Annotated in this window: 16 protein-coding genes and 1 tRNA gene; 4 read left to right on the top strand and 13 right to left on the bottom strand. The window is 60.1% G+C overall.

The window, feature by feature from the left end; translation table 11 throughout:
- Window positions 1–70: 70 nt before the first annotated feature.
- From ACMZPQ_RS02185 to ACMZPQ_RS02145, 9 genes are all read right to left on the bottom strand, one after another.
- Window positions 71–1,216, bottom strand: coding sequence for a hypothetical protein (locus ACMZPQ_RS02185; RefSeq protein WP_197649790.1), 1,146 nt, complete (start codon window positions 1,214–1,216; stop codon window positions 71–73).
- Between the two features lie 1,034 nt (window positions 1,217–2,250).
- A complete protein-coding gene (locus ACMZPQ_RS02180; protein WP_414486227.1) occupies window positions 2,251–2,673 on the bottom strand; it encodes a hypothetical protein in 423 nt (140 codons plus the stop codon).
- Between the two features lie 96 nt (window positions 2,674–2,769).
- Complete coding sequence (locus ACMZPQ_RS02175) at window positions 2,770–3,501, bottom strand: hypothetical protein (RefSeq protein ID WP_197649788.1); 732 nt, start codon at window positions 3,499–3,501, stop codon at window positions 2,770–2,772.
- Between the two features lie 55 nt (window positions 3,502–3,556).
- Window positions 3,557–6,865: an Eco57I restriction-modification methylase domain-containing protein gene (locus ACMZPQ_RS02170; RefSeq protein ID WP_154329545.1), complete on the bottom strand. Its 3,309-nt coding sequence runs from the start codon at window positions 6,863–6,865 to the stop codon at window positions 3,557–3,559.
- A 65-nt stretch (window positions 6,866–6,930) separates the two neighbouring features.
- On the bottom strand, window positions 6,931–7,887 hold the full coding sequence (locus ACMZPQ_RS02165; RefSeq protein ID WP_154329546.1) for an IS1595 family transposase: 957 nt from the start codon (window positions 7,885–7,887) through the stop codon (window positions 6,931–6,933).
- A gap of 130 nt (window positions 7,888–8,017) precedes the next feature.
- Window positions 8,018–8,392: an H-NS family nucleoid-associated regulatory protein gene (locus tag ACMZPQ_RS02160; protein ID WP_185805952.1), complete on the bottom strand. Its 375-nt coding sequence runs from the start codon at window positions 8,390–8,392 to the stop codon at window positions 8,018–8,020.
- A 103-nt stretch (window positions 8,393–8,495) separates the two neighbouring features.
- A complete protein-coding gene (locus tag ACMZPQ_RS02155; RefSeq protein ID WP_154329694.1) occupies window positions 8,496–9,959 on the bottom strand; it encodes a site-specific integrase in 1,464 nt (487 codons plus the stop codon).
- Between the two features lie 86 nt (window positions 9,960–10,045).
- A tRNA-Ser gene (locus ACMZPQ_RS02150) sits at window positions 10,046–10,135 on the bottom strand.
- A 104-nt stretch (window positions 10,136–10,239) separates the two neighbouring features.
- On the bottom strand, window positions 10,240–11,232 hold the full coding sequence (locus tag ACMZPQ_RS02145) for a LysR family transcriptional regulator (RefSeq protein ID WP_005410175.1): 993 nt from the start codon (window positions 11,230–11,232) through the stop codon (window positions 10,240–10,242).
- Between the two features lie 127 nt (window positions 11,233–11,359).
- On the opposite strand from ACMZPQ_RS02145, the gene ACMZPQ_RS02140 reads away from it, so the two are divergent.
- The gene (locus ACMZPQ_RS02140; protein ID WP_053450174.1) at window positions 11,360–11,947 is read left to right on the top strand and encodes an FMN-dependent NADH-azoreductase; all 588 of its coding nucleotides are present in this window, start codon (window positions 11,360–11,362) and stop codon (window positions 11,945–11,947) included.
- A gap of 137 nt (window positions 11,948–12,084) precedes the next feature.
- Complete coding sequence (locus ACMZPQ_RS02135) at window positions 12,085–12,435, top strand: SH3 domain-containing protein (protein ID WP_197581079.1); 351 nt, start codon at window positions 12,085–12,087, stop codon at window positions 12,433–12,435.
- Between the two features lie 205 nt (window positions 12,436–12,640).
- Here the strand turns inward: ACMZPQ_RS02135 and serS are convergent, their stop codons facing one another.
- The gene (serS, locus tag ACMZPQ_RS02130) at window positions 12,641–13,921 is read right to left on the bottom strand and encodes a serine--tRNA ligase (protein ID WP_197581082.1); all 1,281 of its coding nucleotides are present in this window, start codon (window positions 13,919–13,921) and stop codon (window positions 12,641–12,643) included.
- A gap of 113 nt (window positions 13,922–14,034) precedes the next feature.
- Between serS and ACMZPQ_RS02125 the strand changes: the two genes are divergently transcribed.
- Both ACMZPQ_RS02125 and ACMZPQ_RS02120 read left to right on the top strand, forming a co-directional pair.
- Window positions 14,035–14,673: a TonB family protein gene (locus tag ACMZPQ_RS02125; RefSeq protein WP_197581085.1), complete on the top strand. Its 639-nt coding sequence runs from the start codon at window positions 14,035–14,037 to the stop codon at window positions 14,671–14,673.
- 118 nt (window positions 14,674–14,791) lie between these two features.
- Entirely contained in the window at window positions 14,792–15,364 is a 573-nt protein-coding gene (locus ACMZPQ_RS02120) for an energy transducer TonB (RefSeq protein ID WP_197581088.1), read from the top strand.
- A gap of 173 nt (window positions 15,365–15,537) precedes the next feature.
- Here the strand turns inward: ACMZPQ_RS02120 and aroA are convergent, their stop codons facing one another.
- The 3 genes from aroA to serC form a co-directional block, all read right to left on the bottom strand.
- Entirely contained in the window at window positions 15,538–16,845 is a 1,308-nt protein-coding gene (gene aroA / locus ACMZPQ_RS02115) for a 3-phosphoshikimate 1-carboxyvinyltransferase (protein ID WP_197581091.1), read from the bottom strand.
- A 78-nt stretch (window positions 16,846–16,923) separates the two neighbouring features.
- Window positions 16,924–18,123: a prephenate dehydratase gene (pheA, locus tag ACMZPQ_RS02110; RefSeq protein WP_197581094.1), complete on the bottom strand. Its 1,200-nt coding sequence runs from the start codon at window positions 18,121–18,123 to the stop codon at window positions 16,924–16,926.
- Between the two features lie 51 nt (window positions 18,124–18,174).
- Window positions 18,175–19,260 (bottom strand): 3-phosphoserine/phosphohydroxythreonine transaminase, encoded by a 1,086-nt coding sequence (gene serC, locus ACMZPQ_RS02105; RefSeq protein WP_197581097.1) that lies wholly within the window; start codon window positions 19,258–19,260, stop codon window positions 18,175–18,177.
- Window positions 19,261–19,426 lie beyond the last annotated feature (166 nt).

Genomic DNA, 19,426 nt, shown 5'->3' with positions numbered 1-19,426 from the left:
TGCAGCAGCATGCCAGCTGCTCCGTAGACCAACGATGCCTGTGGGGTCGTCGGTCTACACGATGCACCCACTAGCCGTGAAAGTTGATCACAGGTAGGTCTTGCAGATGCTTGATGCTCTCTACCATTTCTTCTGAAAACTGAAAGAACTTGTTGGCATCATGAACTCGATAGCAGAGCTCAAAGAACATGCCATATGAGATCACGTAGCAAGGGATGCTGCGCTCCACCATCAGCACATTGAGGATCTTCGCGTATTCTTCGCTCTCTCGCTCAAAGACTTCTTTGATGATCGTGATCGCAAAGAGCTGCTTCTGGCTGATATCGATTGACTTCTCTTCGCCGTTGAGGGTGTAGCGAAGCGTTCCGTTGCCTGCTTTGATGTAACTTTGTGCACCCCGAACCTGTGCCACGGCTTTCTTGAAAGCGGTCATCGCATTGGTTTGCTTCCGACTGAGCTTCTGCTTTGCGATGCGCTCAACGTTTGGACTGTCCTTGGCTTGGATGATGAGCACTCGATCATCTGTCACCACCAAGACGTCACAAATCTCTTCCTTGTCAGTTGTTCGTAGTGGTCCGTGGTAGAGCTGACTTTGGGGAAAGCACATCGCCAAGCACTTGATGATGTCTTCTTCTTGGAAGTTCCCAGGCTCCTCCCTCTCTAACGTGGAGATGCTGTATCCCTTTGCCCCGTGATGTTGATGGAGCGGATACCGAGCATCCTGGATGGCAAGACTCTCTCCAAAGGGGGCGTGGACAAGCCGGACTGTCAGTGCTTCCTCGTCGTCCTTGCTGGTGCGCAGACCGAACCAGGTAGCGACTCCATGCAGCATGTGCTGAGCCTGGACAAAGTCCGAGCCAAGCAGCCTCAACCCGTCCAGACGGCTCTTGGTAACTTCTGGGACATCAATCTCTGCTTCGTAGACCAAGAACTCTCGCCCATGTTCATCAAAGAAATGAACATTGATCGAAGGGCTGGTCAAGGTCGCCAACAGGTGGCGACTCTCGACGTCATCGAGCAAAGCTGTGCGAATGATCAAAGGTTCATCTTCGTCGTCGAAGAACGCGAAGGCCAAAGCTAGCGTCTCTTTTCCATCAAGGTCCGCAGGACACACATAGACCTTGATGAAGCCACTGATCTTGGCCGCGAGAAGGAACTCTTTTTGAGCCTTGACGATGAGGAACGGATTGCCACCATCAGGATCAGGTGCAGCCATGATGCCGACTGGATAGCTCAGAATCTGGTGGTATAGCTCGGGGTGAAGGACGGTTAGCATAGAGCGAGGATAACGCCCTACCCTCTGCTTGTGTAACAGCGGGATCTAGCGACCGAGCAGCTGTGCGAGAGTGTCTATCACGTCTGCCCAGAAGCCTTTTGTTGCACTAGGCCATCGCAGGGTCTTCGCGATCTTTAAGCTACTCGGCGTCTGCTGGCGTCTGCAATCCACAACGATTCCTGGCGGCTTACCATAGATTTGATGCCCGTGAGTGGCTGCGACATAGCGCCAAGCTTTCTCATGATCTTCGGCTTCAAGCTGAGTGCCTTGAATCGTGGATAGGTGCTGGAACTCGAAAGCGCGTGGCCAACCACCAGCAACCGACTCGTGTTCCTTTTGCCGCCGGGCCATGTCAACGGTCTGACCGATGTAGACCGCCCCACTTCTAAATTTGAGAGCGTATAGATGCCGTTCTCTTGCATGATATTTCTGATCTCGCTTATACCGCACTGAATCTCCTGATTTGCTGAGTTAGACCCAACAAAACAGAAAATCCAGAATTGGCAATGGCTAATGGACGATCAATCGCTGAAAAAAATTAGGATGTGTGTGCGGGAACACACACACCCCGGGTGAGAGGACAAGGAGAAAAGCCCCTCATACCCATCAGAAGAAATTTTCCACAGGCGTCAAGCGTTATCCGCGTGGTTACACATTCACTGCCGAGTAGCGACGTGTCCACGATGCAAAAATTCCTCGAAGCGCGGAGGCGGGAGCGTCCGAAGTTCCTCTACTGTCGCTTTAAGCGAATTATAGTCATCATAAGAGTCTTCGGGACGCGCAACCAAGCATGCCCCGTTGTCAAGCAAGAATTCAATTAGGAATTCCAGGCATGGTCGATCTTCATCTGCGGAACCACTGTGAAGGTAAAGATCCAACAAATCATGAAGCTCATTGTCGCTCTTGAGGTGGAAGAACTCGGCATCCTCAAAATTTGCCCCACTTTTCAACAACAGAGCGACTGCACCAAATTGTTAATACGCCGTATCGACAGGACTGCCAAAGCCAAAATCAGTTCCACTCATGTCATTGATATCAGCGCCATAGTTCAAAAGCAGCTTGATCTGATCAAGCTCTCCAGAGCAAGCAGCGTTCGTCAAAGGCGTGGGAAATTTATGATAGCCGGTATAGCAATCAACGAAAGCACCCTCCTCTAGTGCAACCTTCAACTCTTCGAGCGATCCGGCCGCGATCAACCGTTCACATGCGGCAACGCGCTGCTTTTCTTCGCCCGGAAATTGAGCGATCCACGCCTTGAACTTTGGTATAAGTAGTGTCATCAAGTGACCATTGGCGTCGATCGTGCCACTTTGGTCATAGTATGAGCTCGGGAATTCCCGTGTCTTCGCGCTCTTCTTAGCAAACCATCCACATTGGAGCTCCTTAAATAAGTGCATGTTCTTATCAAAAGGCTCTGCCCAATAAAGTCAATGCTTGAAGATCAAAAAAGCCCCTTTCCAGGGGCTTCGATTGCAGGACATGGGTAGGTGCAATTACCTTTTTGTCGTTGAAGCGTCAAGCTCTGCCCGCTCAGCGAGCGCTTTGCTTTGCGCCTGCTCTCGATCCATCCATAGGAGCTTCTGCCGATGCTTGGCTTCAAGATGCTTGCGGTAGGCCTCTATGTAAGCAGCCTTTTCTTCATGCAACGCCCAGGGCTTCTCAATTGCCTTTTCAGGCGTAAGGGCGACGATACGACATCCAGTCCGTAAGGTGTCTGACAAGAGCTCGTCTGAGACAGAGGTGATCAAGCTATTGCAAAGAACAACGGGCCTACCCGTGATCTTATCTTTGAAGACGATAAAGAGGTTTGGGCTGGGACGAAGATCGAGTCCAGCGCTGCCTTCGATTTCCTCTTCTACCCCGCTCTTTTTCTTTAAGACCGTTGCCCACCATCGCAAGATTTGATCTTTGCGAGCCGTGTGGCTTTTTGACAAGAAGAAAGGATCATCATATTTTTTTCGGGCTTCTCGCAATGCACTGCTGGTGATGCCCAGGAAGAAAGCAGTCATGGATAGTGTGAATAGAGCATCACCGCCCATCCCATGAAGCATCTTGCGCACCGATGCATAATCTTGAGCTGCCTTTATCCTTTTGCGCTCTTCTTTATGTAGGAAGAGCGACTCCAACGCGTTCTTGAAGCCTTCTTCCTCAGCTTTCTCGTTTGTCATTCTTGGCATATAAAAAGGCTCTGTTAGCGTTGGGTGTTGGTTTTCAAACGCACGCAAGAAAAAGGGCTTGATTCCAAGCCCTTTTCAAATCAGATAGTTAGGCCAAAATTCTCTACTTTCCAGGGCGCTTTTTGGCTTTCTTCGCAGCGGATTTCCGTAGCCCAGCCAGCCAGGTTTCCATCAAGGCGTCGGCGTCCTCACGGATCTTATCGACAAGCACGCCTCGCTTCGTTGCGTCTGCTTCCTCGTGGGCAGCCTCGACCTCTCTGGCAAGGTCAACATGGGACTGATTGGCCGGGTCAAACTTCGGCAACCGCATGTGCTTGAAGATGTCGCCGACCTGGATGGCAACATTGTGGCTCTCGACGAACTCAGCCACCGTCGTCGAGTTCAAAATGCCGCACAGGTAGTGGGCTTCTACCTTGTCGTCCATGGCCACAAAGAAAATCTTGTGATCCGGAACATACGGGCGTTTTCCAATCAGTGGGACATCGGCACTACCAGCCACTGCAGCGCTGAACTTGCCGGACATCTCCGCCCAGATGACCTTCCACTTCTTGAAGGTGAAGTCGCCGACATTGTAGATGGCGTAGTAGGGGGCGCCCATTGCCAGCATGCGGCCACGGTAAGTGGAGCGCTGTTCTAGTAGTTCGTTTCCCTTCTTGTTGAAGTGATCAAGATAGCCCTTCGTCTTCTTCAACGACTGGTATTCAAGTTTTGCCTTCTCAAAATCCGCCTTCTTGATCCCCTTGTTGGGAACGATCGCAAACAGTTCTTCGACGGGCTTCAAGTAGCAAGGCTGGAAGTCGGCGGCACCCTTGATTAGTGGATAGAGCCAGTCTGGCTCTATCCACGCCTTACGAGCAGGGCCAATATCTGTTCGTCCGGCTTTCGGCCTGGATTCGATCTGGACAAGTTTGTCGTTCTTGTTCTCGTCGAGAACCCTGACGAAATAGATGCCGTTGAGGTCAACAGTGATCCCCTTGCGACCCTCAACCCAAGGCAATTCTTCCACTTCGGCCATGGGCTGCAAAATGGCAAACCGGCCGGCGGGCAAGATTGCCCATGGTGATCCTCCGCCAGAGATCGGATCGGCGGCCATGTCGGTGCGAACCGTAAGACTCTTTACCTTGTCTAGCGTCAACGCGGGATTGATCGACCGGCTTTCCCGCTTCTTGCGTCCGTGCGTGTCAACCTCGTCCTTTTCCTTGGCGTCCCAAACACAATACGGAACGGGATACTTCGGTGCGCGCTTGGTCTTCTCAAATACGGCCACCGCAGTCTTGTTGGCTGCGTCCGGGAAAGGTTTCAGGGCCTTCAAGTCGTCAACACTGATAGGCACGAGATTGCCTGTCTCATTGATCCGGAAGTTGCGGAACCCAGCCGAGGACGGGTTCTGGAACACAGCCTGGGTGATAACGAACGCCAGTTTGCCGCCATCCTTCAGCCACTTGTCGCCCGTGGTGTAGGTGATCATGGCGGAGATATCCAGCTCGTTGCCACCGTGATGTTTGGTCTTGGAAAAGATGTCGTAGCCTTCGCAAACCGACTTGACGCGATTGCGGTAGGCCTCCGGAAGACTGGACCAGCGCACCCAGGGTGGGTTGCCAACAATGGCGTCGAACTTCCCAGCAGTGGCAGACCAGAAGAAGTTGCGAACGATCCGGAACCAAATGCCATTCCAGTTCTTGCGATGAAGGTTGAGCACCTGATCATAGGTTTCGTGTAGCGGCAGCGCCCATTCCTTTCCTTCTTCGTCCGAGACAAGCCCCGAGGACAGCAGCAATGCCTGGACGGTATGGAACTCCTGGTCTTGCTCGACTTGCTCCCCCATCACTTCAAGCACTTCATCCAAGCGCTCACGATTGAAAGCAAGTGCTGCGGGAAGTTTGATCTTCAGGTTGGCTTCACTACTGCCGATCTCGTATGGCACTACCTTCTGCCCGTCGATTGGATCGGGCGCGGGCGAATAGATGGCGTCCGCGAGCAAAACGGGGATTTCAACCGTGGTGCCTGGCGCTTGCTTGAGTAGATCGGCGATCTCCATCAGGAAGTTGACGCGCGCGGTTTGGACCGCCAGTGGGTTGAGGTCAAACCCCCACACTTCGCTACAAAGTGCTTCGATTGTGGGCAAAACACCAAGGCCTTTGCTCATTGCTTCCTTCTTCTTGCGCCTCAATACCGAAATCAGGAAAGCACCGGACCCGCAGGTGGGATCGAGATAACGCTTACCGAGCCAGTCTCCGTCCTTGACTTGATCAACGGTAAAGTCAACCAGCCAGTCGGGGGTGTAGAACTCGCCCAGACTCTTGCGCAGGGTTTCGGGCACCAGATCTTGGTAGAAGTCGCGCAGCGTATCGCGCTGGCGATCCAGATGATCGGTGCGATACAGGGACAATTTGCCCAGCAGCGCCTTCAACGACTGAACCAAGTTCGCTTGAAAGCGCTTGTCCTTGCCTGCTTCCAGATACCAACTGAAGATGGCTTCTTCGACGAACCCATTGATGTTTGACGCACTGAAAAGTTGACCGCCTTCGATGTCCGTTTCGAGTTTCTGGAGCAACTTGTCTGGCGTGAGCAGGGCGCACATGGCTTCAGCGGGGGCTTTCTCCGCAGCAAGGTTGTGCGCAGAGACGATCTCCGCAGCAAGCAACTTGATCAATAGCGAGTTATAGGAGTGGATAACGAATAGTCGCCCCGACAAACTCTGTTCTGTCGGCCCCGTCCAAGTGAAGTTCAGGGTCTTGTTGATGGCTTCCTTCTGGTCTGTCGTCAGGTCCGCAACCTGACCGTAGAGGCTCTTCCATTCCTCATAAAGCATCTTGATCTTCGAACGCTTGGAATCTTTTAGAGCCGCCGAAAGTGCGTCGGCAAACACTTGCATGACATCGGTTGCCACGGGCGAGCCATGGCCAAAGTCCCGGATGAGGTTCGCGGATTCAACTGCTGGGCGAATGCTGTCCAGGCAAGCGTCAACTACCAGACCAAAGGACTGGATCGAGAACGGCAGGAGGTGGCCGGCGTGGATGGCACCGTCCCGCACCTGGGTAAAGCAGATATGTTCGCCGTCGATGGCAATGCCGATGAAGTCGGCCTCGGGAAGTCCTTGCTGGGCGGCCAACTTCGTGATGTAGGGCAACAAACGCTTGTCTGTTGCCTCAATGAACTTGGCGCTCTTGTCGCTGCCCTTGAATAGCCCTGGGCCTTTGAACTCGATGACCACATTGTTGTAGCTGCTGTCGCGCTTCTGCCGTTCGGCGTCAAAATCAAGACCGGTGGCCTGTTCCAGCGCGCTAACCCAAGCCAGCCGAACTTCCTCTTCCCCATGCCAAGGCTTTCGCCGCTTGCGGTCGATGTCCTTGAACGCCTTCAAGACAGCCGCCGGATCGGCTACGAGTGCGACAACAGGTTTTCCAGCCATGGGGGCTTCTCGGTAGTGAACTCTCATCTTTCTACCGGAAATCTGGCCAGTGTCAATGGCCAGGACTAATCCCCTAGCGCCCCCGTGAGGAACTTGCGAGGTGTCGGGCGGTTTTTCGGCACATCCAAGTAGCGGTGCCAACCCAGATAGTTCGGCAGGTTCTTCGTGGCCACGCCCCGGAACCGAAACATCCAACCCTTCAAGCGGCTGTCGTAAGCGTTGACATTCTGGATGTGGTAGACCTCGCCCTTGCGCTTCTTCTTGGGGTTGGCGGGCACGCAGCGCAGCTCAATCTCCATGGCCTTGGCCAGCGTGCGATAAGCGCTGGCGTTGTCCGAACACAACACAACATCCGTAGCCAGAACGGGAACCAGAGCCTTGCCAATATCCTTGGCCGTGCGCGAGGGGAGCACCTTGGTCAAGGTCTTGCCGGTGGAGCGGTCGCGAGCGACCAGCACGGGGATTTGCTCACGCGACAGGCCTCGCTGGCTGGCGGGTTCGCCACGGTGTTTGGCCGGACGGGGCATGTCCTTTCTCCGGCCCTTGAAACTTTCCTTGAAGAAGGTTTCGTCGGCTTCCACGATCCCAGACAACTCGACAGGGTTCATCTGGCTCATGGCTTCCAGGAACCGATGACGCCAGCGGAAGGCGGTAGGAACACTCACGCCCAACCGTTTCGCCGTCTCGCGAACCGTCATCCCTGCCACCATGCATTTCGCATTGGCGATGTGCTTCTCGCTATGGCGCAACCCGACAAGTGGCGTTCCCGTGATGGGGGAAAAGGTCTTGGCGCAATCGTGGCAGCGAAAGCGCTGGTTGCCCTTATAGCGTCCCCACTTCTGGAAGGAGACGCTACCGCAGTGCGGACAGCCCTTGATGTTTTCCGCACGCTTTTGGAGGACGACGGAGCCTTCCACCTGGCTTTCCCGCGCCTTCAACGCCTGCTTCAACTTCGAGCACTCTTCCGCCGTCAGGTTGCCAATGGCCGGAAGGATCTTTTCAACTCGGGACTTCTTCGGCACTTGCCTTTTCCCAGCCCGCAAAAGGGGCAGGTTGAAAGTCTATCAACTCAACTCACAACCAACACTGAACGCTAACAGAGCATATAAAAAAGCCGACATTGCTGCCGGCTTTCCGAGGTTCAATAAGACATCACGCCTTGTGCGGGTATGCCGGATATTCGTGATCCGGATTCGCCTTCTTCCACTCCTGGAAGGCAATCGGGGTGCGGCCACGACCGCTCCACTTCTCGCCGGTCGGCAGCTCATACTTCGGCTGCACACTGCCCTTTTCCTGAGACTGCTTACCGACCTTCTTCGCTCCGCGAACCTTGTCAGACGGGAAGAACGACTTCAATTCAGCCTTTTGTTCGGCAGTGAAGTGCTGGAAGAACTCAGACATCTTGCCGTGGATGTCTTCAAAGTGCTTTGTTGCCTCGGCAGCGAGCAACTTCTCCTTGTCCTGCTCCAGTTTTTGCAGAGCATCACGAAGTTCTTTCTCTTTCTTCTGAATTTCTGCGTAAGTCATTGCCATTCGTGTGCACTCTTAGGTTGATCAAAGGAATTCGGGATGCATCCTGATCATATCGAACCGGCATAAAACTGGCAACGTTCTGAACTGATCTTTTAGCTCAATCCATTGAGTCCGGACCAAGTCTCAACTTGTAATTTAGCGCCGCAAGGCCGGGCGAGTGATTACCCATACCATTGAGCTTTTCGGCCGCAGTGAAGTCCCTACTGTAGGTCGCATGGTGCTCATCATCGAGCTCGTGACCCACAATTTGAGCGCGAAGTTCAGAAGACACACCAAGTCCTTGCAACTCTTGAATGAAGGTTTTTCTCAACGAATGGAAGCCACGCTTAGCCTTCGGCCAGTCTTTGCCAATGACAGACAAGTGCCGGCTGAATGCCTTGGTGATCCAATTTCCTTGCCCGTTGAGAGCAGTGCCTTTGGCTTGCGGGAACAGGCGCTTATGCCCTGCCGCTCTTCGGCTCTCAACCCAAACAAGAAGGCCTAGTTCAATCAAAGCTGGATGCAGAGGCACTGTGCGAAGACTGACCTCGGTCTTCACCTTCTGATTTTCACCTTCATCCGAAATTCGGATACAAGCCAATTTCCCCTCATTGAACACGTCTGTCACCAGCAACTGGCCCACCTCAGAAGCACGAGCACCGGTGTAGAGCCCGATCAGCGAGGCCCATTTGGCGTTTTGGGAGAGCTTTTCGAAGTTGCTGGGTGAGAAGATCGTCTGGATCTGCTCATGGTCATATGCTTTAAAACCAAGCTTCCTGCGCGCCCGCTTCTCGCGGAGCGAATAGCTAACATGCCCTGTGGCCGGGTTATCGCCCTTCGGGTAGAAGCCTGACGCAATTGACCAATCGAAGAAGCCGCCCTTTCCGCCTACATAGCTTTGTTTATTCGTGAGCGTTGGCGTGGATGCACCGTTGTCGCGAAGGTGCTGATACCAGCGCGCCAGGTCAGGTCGGGACACAGTGTGGAGCTTGGACTTCGGCCCGAGGAATGAAACCAACGATTCCACCGCTGCAAGCTTGATCGTGTAGGTCTTGGGTAGCGTGCGCGGTTTGATGCTTGCAAGCCACGCATCGCGAGCCTTCTCGAGGCTAATGGTTTCGGTGACTTGGGGTCGAGAAGCGTGTGTCCGCCGAACGGGAGTGGGATCAAGAACGCCGATTGCTGCGACTTCCGCAGCATTCGCTTGGGCTTGCGCTTGACGGAAGAGCTTTACGTCTTCCTCGCTATCCATCTGCCACCGCTCTGTGATCGTGCCATCGGCGGCTTGAGTCCGATGCAAAGTGAGATCATTTCGACCTGCACCTTTGCTCAGCCGCTCAACAAGATCTTCCAGATCCTTTTTACCGAACTTCTCCACACTTCTTTCTCGCAGCAAGTCATAGGCCTGAGCATAGCTTGACGCGAGAACGGTTGCGCGCATACGAGCGCAGCTAGTGTCGGCAGTGTTTAGAGCGCGTTTGATGAGCCTGAGACCCACAACTGCGTGTAGATCACCAGGAACACGCTGGCGGAAAGAGAAGTTGCCGGAAGCAGCTCGAACGAGATTGTGAGGGATGCGCATTCGGGAGATGTGTCCCGACTTGTGTCCCATTTAACAATCAATCAAATCATGCAAATAAACATATAAATCAATTACTTGCGATGATATGGCGGAGAGAGTGGGATTCGAACCCACGGAAGGTTTAACCCTTCGCCGGTTTTCAAGACCGGTGCCTTAAACCGCTCGGCCATCTCTCCGTATCGGCCCAGCCTGCTGGCCGGGCGCGTATTCTCGCACGGCCGGGCGATTTGCCCAAGACCGGCGTGGCGCCGGGCGTCGCCCAGCGCTCCCACAACAGGCCTCAGCCCGCGTCCACCGCCAACGCACCCAGTGCACTGGCCTTGATCCGCTCCTTGGCCTTCTCACAGGCACCACCGCAGTCCAGGCGCGAGGCCTCCAGCTGCGGCGGCAGGTGCTCGGCCAGGAAGTCGATGAACACCCGCACCGCCGGCAGCAGGCCGCGGCGCGAGGCGAACACGGCGTGGCACACGCCCTGTGGCAGCGACCAGTCCGGCAGCACCACTTCCAGCTCGCCATTGCGCACCGCATCGGCGCACACGGTTTCCGGCAGCATGGTGATGCCGAAGCCGTCCTTCACCATGCTCTGCAGCAGCGGGAAGTCGAAGCCAGCCACGCGCGGCTGCAGGTCGACCCGGCGCACTTCGCCCTCCGGGCCATGCAGCTCCCAGCGCTGGCGCGCTTCGTCTTCGCTGATGCTGAGGGTGACGTGCTGGGTCAGCTCTTCCGGGTCCTTCGGGCGGCCGGCGCGATCCAGGTACTTCGGGCTGGCCACCAGCAGTTCCTGCACCTGGCCGAAGCTGCGCATCACCAGGCTGCCGTCGTCGTCCAGGCGCGAACGCACGCGCAGGGCCACGTCGTAGCCTTCATTGATGATGTCCACGCGGCGGTTGCTGATGTTCAGCTGCAGGCGCACCTTCGGGTACTGCTCCAGGAACTTGGGCAGCAGCTTGGGCAGCTGCATCTGCGCCAGCGACACCGGCACGCTGGCCCGCACCACGCCGCGCGGTTCCGCGCTGAGGCGGTCCACCACTTCGCGTGCGGCCTGCGCCTCGGCCAGCATGGTCTGCGCGTGGCGGTGCACGCTGGTACCGACGTCGGTGACGGCGAAACGGCGCGTGGAGCGCTGCAGCAGGCGCACGCCCAGGTCGGTTTCCAGCTGGCTGATGCGGCGGCTCAGGCGCGACTTGGGGATGCCCAGTGCGCGCTCGGCGGCGGCGAATCCGCCGTGGTCGACCACCATCGCGAAGTAGTACAGATCATTCAGGTCATGCATGCCCGAGTTCCATATCTAGAACAATACGTGGCATTCAACCACCTTTATCCCGCCTTTGCAACAACCTATCGTTCTCTCCGTCGGCGGGGCCACCCCGCCCCTTCCTCCCAGAACATAGGTGACTGCCATGAAGCTTCTGCATCTCGACGCCAGCGTGCTTGGCGACAACTCCGTGTCCCGCCAACTGTCGGCCGCCGTGGTCGCCCGCTTCACCGGCCAGATCGATGGTCTGCAGGTCGATTATCGCGATCTTGACGCCAATCCGGTACCGCATCTGCGCAGCAGTTCGCTGGCCAAGACCGATGCCGCCGAGGCGACCGATGCTGAACAGGTGATGCAGCAGTTCCTGGACGCCGACATCGTGGTGATCGGCGCGCCGATGTACAACTTCAGCATTCCGTCCACCCTGAAGGCCTGGATCGACCGCGTGGCCGTGGCCGGCCGCACCTTCAAGTACACCGAGAACGGCCCGGTGGGCCTGGCCGGTGGCAAGCGGGTGATCATCGCCAGCAGCCGCGGCGGCATCTACACCGATTCGCCGGCCGACTTCCAGGAGCCGTTCCTGCGCCAGGTGTTCGCCTTCATGGGCATCAACGAGGTCGAGTTCGTGCGCGCCGAAGGCATCGCCTACTCGCCGCAGCACCGTGAAGACGCCATTGCCGGCGCGCTGGCCACCCTGCCGTCGCACGAAGTGGCCGAAGCCGTCGCGGCATAACGCGTTCCAGCGTTCGGCGCCCCTCTCTCCTCGTCTGGGCGCTGAACGCGGGCCGGGATCCCCTCCCCCATCCCGGCCCACCCCGGCGGCCCCGCACTGCGGGGCCGTTTTTTTGGGCGACGCGCTAGGCCGGGGGCATGAACTACATCGTGACGGCTGCGCACCGCAGCGAATTTCCGCACCCGGTCACCCTGCGCCGTGGCCAGGCGCTGGTGGTGGGCGAACGCTATGAAGGCCCGGAGGGCTGGGACGACTGGTTCCTGTGCGAAGCCGAGGGACAGCAGCCCGGTTTCGTGCCGGCGCCGGTGATCGGCCGCGATGCGCAGGGTGGCGCTTTTGCCACGGAGGACTACTGCGCGCGGGAACTGGATGTGGATCCCGGGCAGGTGCTGCGCGGGGAACGCATGCTCAATGGCTGGGCGTGGTGCGTACCGGAAACGGGCGAACCCGGATGGGTGCCGTTGGAGAAGGTGCGGGGTGTGGGGTGATCGCGGGGTTCATCCACGCATGGCGTGGATCTACTCGAGCCTCGTTGGATTCACACCTGACAGCCTTCGGGTCAATTGACACCACGCGCAGATGCCCCGGCATTCGGTAGATCCACGCCATGCGTGGATTCGGTGCCATGCAAGCATGGCACCCACCAGGGCTACAGCAGTGCCATGCAAGCATGGCAACCACCCGATCAGGCAATCAGCCGATGGTTTCCAGGCCGCCCATGTACGGGCGCAGGGCTTCGGGCACGGTGATGCTGCCGTCGGCGTTCTGGTAGTTCTCCATCACCGCGATCATCGCGCGGCCCACCGCCACGCCCGAGCCGTTCAGGGTATGCGCCAGCTCCGGCTTGCCGGTGGCCGGGTTGCGCCAGCGGGCCTGCATGCGGCGGGCCTGGAAGTCACCGCAGTTCGAGCACGAGGAGATCTCGCGGTAGGTCTCCTGCGACGGCAGCCAGACTTCCAGGTCGTAGGTCTTGATCGCTGAAAAGCCCATGTCGCCAGTGCACAGCAGCACCTTGCGGTACGGCAGGCCCAGCTTTTCCAGCACCACTTCGGCGCAGCGGGTCATGCGCTGGTGCTCGGCGTCGCTGTCTTCCGGGCGGCTGATCGAGACCAGCTCGACCTTCTCGAACTGGTGCTGGCGGATCATGCCGCGCACGTCGCGGCCACCGCTGCCGGCCTCGGAACGGAAGCACATCGAGTGGGCGGTCATGCGCAGCGGCAGGCGCTCGGCATCGACGATCTCGTCACGCACGATGTTGGTCAGCGGCACTTCCGAGGTCGGGATCAGGTAACGCGTGGAATCGCCCACGGCGGTCTTGAACAGGTCGTCCTCGAACTTCGGCAGCTGGCTGGTGCCACGCAGCGAATCGGCATTGACCAGCAGCGGCACGTTGGTCTCTTCATAGCCGTGCTCGCCGGTATGCAGGTCGACCATGAACTGGGCCAGCGCACGGTGCAGGCGCGCGATCGGGCCGCGCAGCACGGTGAAACGCGAGCCGGACAGCTTGGCGGCGGTCTCGCCATCGAGCCACTTGTTGCGGGCGCCGAGTTCAACGTGATCCAGCACCTTGAAATCGAACTGGCGCGGGGTGCCCCAGCGCGCCTGCTCGACGTTGTCGTTCTCGTCAGCACCGGCCGGCACGTCATCGGCCGGAATATTCGGGATGCCCATCGAGATCGCATCGATCTTCTCGCGCAGCTCGTCCAGGGCCACTTCCGAGGCCTTCAGCTCGTCGGCGAACGCGGCGACCTCGGCCATGATGGCCGAGACATCCTCGCCCTTGGCCTTGGCCTGGCCGATAGCCTTGGAACGGCTGTTGCGCAGGCTCTGCAGTTCCTGGGTCCGCACCTGGATGCGCTTGCGATCGGCCTCCAGGGACTCCAGGGCAGACACGTCGAGCTCGAAGCCGCGGCTGGTGCGCAGGCGTTCGGCGAGGTCGGCGGGCTGGTGGCGGAGCAGGGCTGGATCAAGCATGGCAGGTGTCGTGGTGGGTATCAGGAACGGGATTATCGCTTGTTATACGGATTTCTGCCGCCCGGTTCATTCCCGCCGTGGCAGAATCGGGGCATTCCGTACTGGTCCGGTCCATGTCTGCACCCCGCTCGTCGTCCGCCAAGTCGTTTACCGTGCATATCCCGCGCAACGCCCTGAAGATCGCCGGCATCGCCTTCGGCGTGGGCGTGCTGCTGTTCGTGGTGGTCTGGCTGACCGGCCGCGACAAGGAGTTCTTCCGCGCCGACCCGGCCGCGCAGACCCCGCAGGAGACCGCCCAGATCGAGCCGTTGCCGGAACCGCTGGCCGCCGCCGCCGGCTCCAGCGACATGCCCGATGCCAAGCCGGCGCCGGTGGAGGAAGACGCGCCGAAGCTGGTGGAAACCGCCCCGCCGCCCCCGGCCCCGCTGCCTGAAACGGCCCCGGCCGCGCCCACCCAGGCCCCGGCCGCCGGTGGCAACAGCCAGCCGATGCCGATCGCCAACCAGTCACCGCCGCCGGCCTACCCCGCCGCCGCATTGCGTGCAGGCGAAACCGGCACCGTGGTGGTGCGGGTGGACGTGGATGCAACCGGCTACCCGAACAACGCCACGGTGATCCAGCGCAGCGGCTCACGCGAGCTCGACCGTGCCGCGACCGATGCCGTGCGCCGCTGGCGCTTCACGCCGGCACAGAGCAACGGGCAGGCCGTACCGGGCAGCATTGAAGTGCCGTTCGACTTCAAGACGCAGTAACTGAACGCTTCCCGGCAGGCAAACTGAACCCTGCCGAAGGCGTTGACGCAACGCTGACACTTCTCGACCGTGGCTCGCGCAACACTCTGCACATCGTCAATGACGTAAGGAGTTTGCGATGACTGCCACCACCCACGAAGACCTTCATTCGCCGCGCCTGCCGCAGGATTCAAGCGAGCAGCACACGCCTACGTCTCCCTGGATGTGGATTGCGCTGATCGTGGCGATGTTTGCTGCGGCGCTGCTGTGGCTGCGTCACTCCAGCCAGGACGAGGTCGCCCCGGCGCCGGTAGGCGAGCGCATGTTGTCGGCCCCCGAGCAGGCGCCCGTGGCCGATGCGACGGCACCGGCGGCACGCCAGGCGGCGCCGGCTTCCAGCCAGCGCAAGGCTGCACCGGTGGTACGTAATCGTGAGGCGCGCCCGCTGGCCAGCAACCGCATGCCCACCTACCCTGCCGCTGCACTTCGTAGTGGCGTGCAGGGCAGCGTGATTGCCAGCCTGAATGTCGATACCCGCGGCAATGTCGCCAATGCTGCGATTGTTTCGCGCAGCGGCGAGCGCAGCCGTGACCTGGATCGTGCGGTGCTCAACACCGTGCAGAACTGGAAGTTCCAGCCGGCCATGCATGAAGGCCGTGCGGTCGCCAGTGTGGTGCGGGTTCCGGTGGACTTCCGCACCGAGCAGCGTTGATCGCGGACGAGGGGTTCGTGATGTTTCGACGGAGGCTTCGGCCTCCGTCTTTTTATGCGAGGAAGCGTGCCAACCAAGGTTGGCACCTACCGGGCGATGTGAGCGTGCCGACCAAGGTTGGCACCTACCGCGCAATGCGACCCGCCGGACGTGGCCCGGGGATGCGGTGCCGATCAGGCCAGATTGAACCCGGCGCTGCGGGCCAGGCCGTCGAAGTCCGGGAAGGACGTGGCGACGTTGGCGATGTCGTTGATGCGCACTTCGCCATCGCTGATCTGGCCGGCAATGGCGAACGCCATGGCAATGCGGTGGTCGCCGTGGCTTTCGATGGTGCCACTGCCCAGGCGCACGCCACCATGCAGGGTGGCGCCATCTTCGGTTTCGTCCACCTGCATGCCCAGCGCGCGCAGGCCGGTGGCCATCGCGGCAAGGCGATCGGATTCCTTCACACGCAGTTCGGCGGCGCCGCTGACCACGGTCTGCCCTTCCGCAGCGGCAGCGGCCACGAACAGTGCCGGGAACTCATCGATCATGTCCGGCACCAGTGCTTCCGGAATGCGCGCACCCTTCAGCGGTGCGTAGCGCACCACCAGATCGGCCACCGGTTCACCGCCCTGCTCGGCCGGATTCTCTTCGGTGATGTCCGCGCCCATCAGGCGCAGTGCATGCAGCAGGCCGGTGCGGCGCGGGTTCAGGCCAACCTGCTTCAGGCGCAGCTCCGAGCCGGGAATGATGCTGGCGGCGACCAGGTAGAACGCAGCAGAGGAGAAGTCGGCCGGCACCACGATGTCGGTGGCACGCAGGCGCTGGCCGCCACGCAGGCGTGCCTTGCCCGGCGAGAATTCGATGTCCACGCCAAATGCGGACAGCATGCGCTCGGTGTAGTCGCGGGTCGGGTGCGGTTCGGTCACCTGGGTTTCGCCCTGCGCATACAGGCCGGCCAGCAGTACCGCCGACTTGATCTGCGCGCTGGCCACCGGCGAGGCGAAATCGATGCCGTGCAGCGACTGGCCGCCATGCACGTGCAGCGGCGGCGTGCCATCGCTTTCGGTGTCGATCCTCGCACCCATCTGCGACAGCGGGCCAGTGACGCGGCGCATCGGACGGCCGGACAAGGATTCGTCGCCGATCAACGTGCAGTCGAATGCCTGGCCAGCCAACAGGCCCGCCAGCAGGCGCATGCCGGTGCCGGCGTTGCCGCAGTCCAGCGGTGCATCCGGAGCTTTCAGGCCATCGATGCCGACGCCGTGCACGATGCGCTGCGACGGGCTGGGCGTTTCGATGCGCACACCCAGCTGGCTGAAGATGCGCGCGGTGGCGCGGGTGTCTTCGCCTTCCAGGAAGCCCTCGATGTGCGAGGTGCCATCGGCCAGCGCGGCGAACATCACCGAGCGGTGCGAGACCGACTTGTCGCCGGGAATGGTCAGGCTGCCCTGCAGCGGCTGGCCCTTGCGGGCAATCCAGTGTTGCGCGTTGCTCATCGTTCAATCATTCCGTAAACGCCGGCAGCGCCGGCGATGCATCACAGGGGGCAGCGGCCGCAGCCGCCACAGCAGCACTCAGGGCACGGCCACCGGATAGGAACCCAGCACCTTGATCTGCGCCGAGTGCGCTTCCAGTTCGGCCAGCGCGGCCTGCATCGGCGCGTCGTCGATATGGCCGGCCAGGTCGATGAAGAAGCCGTATTCCCACTTGCCGTGGTGCGACGGGCGCGACTCGATGCGGTTCATGCTGATGCCGTGGCGGGCGAACGGGCTGAGCACGTCGAACAGCGCACCGGGCTTGTCATGGATGAACACCAGCACCGAGGTGCGGTCGTGGCCGGAGGTCGGGAAGATGTTGCGGCCCACCACCAGGAAGCGGGTGGTGTTGTCGGCGTCGTTCTGGATCGGCTTGGTGACCACCTTCTTCAGGCCGTACACATGGCCGGCGCTCTCGCCACCAATGGCGGCTGCGTCGTCGGCGTTGCGCGCACGGCGCGCGCCTTCGGCGTTGCTCGACACCGGAATCTTCTCGGCCTTCGGCAGGTTGGCGCGCAGCCAGGCCGAGGTCTGCATGAACGACTGCGGGTGTGCGTAGATGCGTTCGATGTCCTCGATGCGGCCGCTGCGCGACATCAGGTACTGCTGCACGCGCAGCTCCACTTCGCCGCAGATCTTCAGGTTCGAGGTCAGGAACATGTCCAGGGTGATCTGGATGGTGCCCTGCCCGGAGTTTTCCACAGGCACCACGCCGAAATCGGCGTTGCCCGCTTCCACTTCCTGGAACACTTCTTCGATGCTGGCCATCGGCAGGCCCAGCGCCGAGCGGCCGAAGTGCTTGAGCACGGCCTGCTGGCTGAAGGTGCCTTCCGGGCCGAGGTAACCGATCTTCAGCGGCTCCTGCTGGGCCAGGCAGGCCGACATGATCTCGCGGTAGACGTGCACCAGCAGTTCGTCGCTGAGCGGGCCTTCGTTGCGGTCCACCACCATGCGCAGCACCTGCGCTTCGCGCTCGGGACGGTAGTAGTCGACGGCGGCGGCGAGCTTGCCCTTGGCCTTGCCCACCTGATGGGCGAAGCGCGCGCGCTCGGCGATCAGGTTCTGGATGTCACGGTCGATCTGGTCGATCTTCGAGCGCACATCGGCCAGCGCCAGCGGCGCCAGGGTCGGTGCCGGGTTCGACGCGGCCTTGGCCTTGCCCTTCGCCTTGGTGGGCGCGCTGTCCTTGGCCGGTTCGGCCTTCTTCAGCGCCTTCTTGCTGGATTTGCTGCTTGCCATCGGAATTCCTTGTTGCGGGGCACGCACCCGACGGTGCGCGCCGTTCAGTGCTCAACCGTGACGCTGCTGGAAATCGGCCATGAAGGCGACCAGCGCCTCGGCCCCGGCCAGCGGCATGGCGTTGTACAGCGAGGCGCGGATGCCACCGACCACCTTGTGACCCTTCAGCGCCAGCAGGCCGGCGGCCTTGGCTTCGGCCACGAAGCGAGCATCGAGGTCAGCATCGGGCAGGAAGAACGGGATGTTCATCCGCGAACGCGCCGCATGCGCGACTTCGTTGCGATAGAAGCCACCGGAGCCGTCGATGGCGCCGTACACCAGGGCGGCCTTGGCGGCGTTGCGCTTGGCGAACTCGGCCACCCCGCCTTCGGCCAGCATCCACTTGAACACCAGCCCGGCCAGGTACCAGTTCCAGGTCGGCGGGGTATTGAGCATCGAATCGCGGGCGACGTGCGAGCGGTAATCGAAGATGTCCGCGCGCGGCTGGCCGCTGCGTTCAAGCAGGTCACGGCGGATGATCATCACTGCGATGCCGACCGGCCCCAGGTTCTTCTGCGCACCGGCATAGATCACGCCGTAGCGGCGCACGTCCAGCGGCTCGCTGGCAATGGAGGAACTGAAATCGGCGATCAACGGGACGTTGCCGGTGTCGGGCACATCACGGAACTCGACGCCGTGGATGGTCTCGTTGGCGGTGATGTGCACATAGGCGGCATCGGGCGAGAGCTGCCAGTCGGCACGCGGCGGCAGCGTGCGGTAGCCATCGGCCTCGCTGCTGGCGGCAATGTTGACGTCCACATACACGCCGGCCTGCTTGACCGCGGTCTTGCCCCAGTGGCCACTGACCACGTAATCGGCACGCTGGCCGGGGGCGGCGAAGTTGAGCGGGATCAGGGCCTGCTGGGTGGTGGCGCCACCGGACAGGAACAGCACCGCATAGTCGTCGGGGATGTCGAGCAGGCGACGCAGGTCGGCCTCGGCCTCGGCCGCCACCGACATGAATTCCGCGCCGCGATGGCTCATTTCCACGATCGAGGCGCCGGACCCGTGCCAGTCCAGCATTTCCGCCTGCGCCTGGCGCAGGACCGATTCCGGCAAGGTTGCAGGGCCGGCACTGAAGTTGAACGCGCGCGTCATGTCACACCTGTGGGGCAAGACCCCTAGTATGCCGCAGTGCACCAGCCTTGCGGCCTAGTGCAGCAAGGGAAATTTGGTTTCATTGGAATCCATTGGCGACACGACGGGGTAGTGCCGGCCGCTGGCCGGCCGTCGCCGCCCTGTATCGCAGAGGTTGCCGGCCAGC

The sequence above is a fragment of the Stenotrophomonas maltophilia genome (assembly GCF_047497515.2).
In the GTDB taxonomy this organism is placed as follows: domain Bacteria; phylum Pseudomonadota; class Gammaproteobacteria; order Xanthomonadales; family Xanthomonadaceae; genus Stenotrophomonas.
The sequence above is the reverse complement of the archived record's forward strand: the minus strand, read 5'-3'. Positions and strand labels throughout refer to the sequence as shown.

Bases quoted from the DNA above. Each gene is read 5' to 3' on its own strand.
- aroA (WP_197581091.1), bottom strand. From the start codon at position 16,845: ATGAGCAACGCGCAACACTGGATTGCCCGCAAGGGCCAGCCGCTGCAG.
- ACMZPQ_RS02145 (WP_005410175.1), bottom strand. From the start codon at position 11,232: ATGCATGACCTGAATGATCTGTACTACTTCGCGATGGTGGTCGACCAC.
- pheA (WP_197581094.1), bottom strand. From the start codon at position 18,123: ATGGCAAGCAGCAAATCCAGCAAGAAGGCGCTGAAGAAGGCCGAACCG.
- ACMZPQ_RS02160 (WP_185805952.1), bottom strand. From the start codon at position 8,392: ATGACTTACGCAGAAATTCAGAAGAAAGAGAAAGAACTTCGTGATGCT.
- ACMZPQ_RS02125 (WP_197581085.1), top strand. From the start codon at position 14,035: ATGTCTGCACCCCGCTCGTCGTCCGCCAAGTCGTTTACCGTGCATATC.
- serS (WP_197581082.1), bottom strand. From the start codon at position 13,921: ATGCTTGATCCAGCCCTGCTCCGCCACCAGCCCGCCGACCTCGCCGAA.
- serC (WP_197581097.1), bottom strand. From the start codon at position 19,260: ATGACGCGCGCGTTCAACTTCAGTGCCGGCCCTGCAACCTTGCCGGAA.
- ACMZPQ_RS02180 (WP_414486227.1), bottom strand. From the start codon at position 2,673: ATGCACTTATTTAAGGAGCTCCAATGTGGATGGTTTGCTAAGAAGAGC.
- ACMZPQ_RS02120 (WP_197581088.1), top strand. From the start codon at position 14,792: ATGACTGCCACCACCCACGAAGACCTTCATTCGCCGCGCCTGCCGCAG.
- ACMZPQ_RS02185 (WP_197649790.1), bottom strand. From the start codon at position 1,216: ATGGCTGCACCTGATCCTGATGGTGGCAATCCGTTCCTCATCGTCAAG.
- ACMZPQ_RS02155 (WP_154329694.1), bottom strand. From the start codon at position 9,959: ATGCGCATCCCTCACAATCTCGTTCGAGCTGCTTCCGGCAACTTCTCT.
- ACMZPQ_RS02135 (WP_197581079.1), top strand. From the start codon at position 12,085: ATGAACTACATCGTGACGGCTGCGCACCGCAGCGAATTTCCGCACCCG.
- ACMZPQ_RS02140 (WP_053450174.1), top strand. From the start codon at position 11,360: ATGAAGCTTCTGCATCTCGACGCCAGCGTGCTTGGCGACAACTCCGTG.
- ACMZPQ_RS02170 (WP_154329545.1), bottom strand. From the start codon at position 6,865: ATGGCTGGAAAACCTGTTGTCGCACTCGTAGCCGATCCGGCGGCTGTC.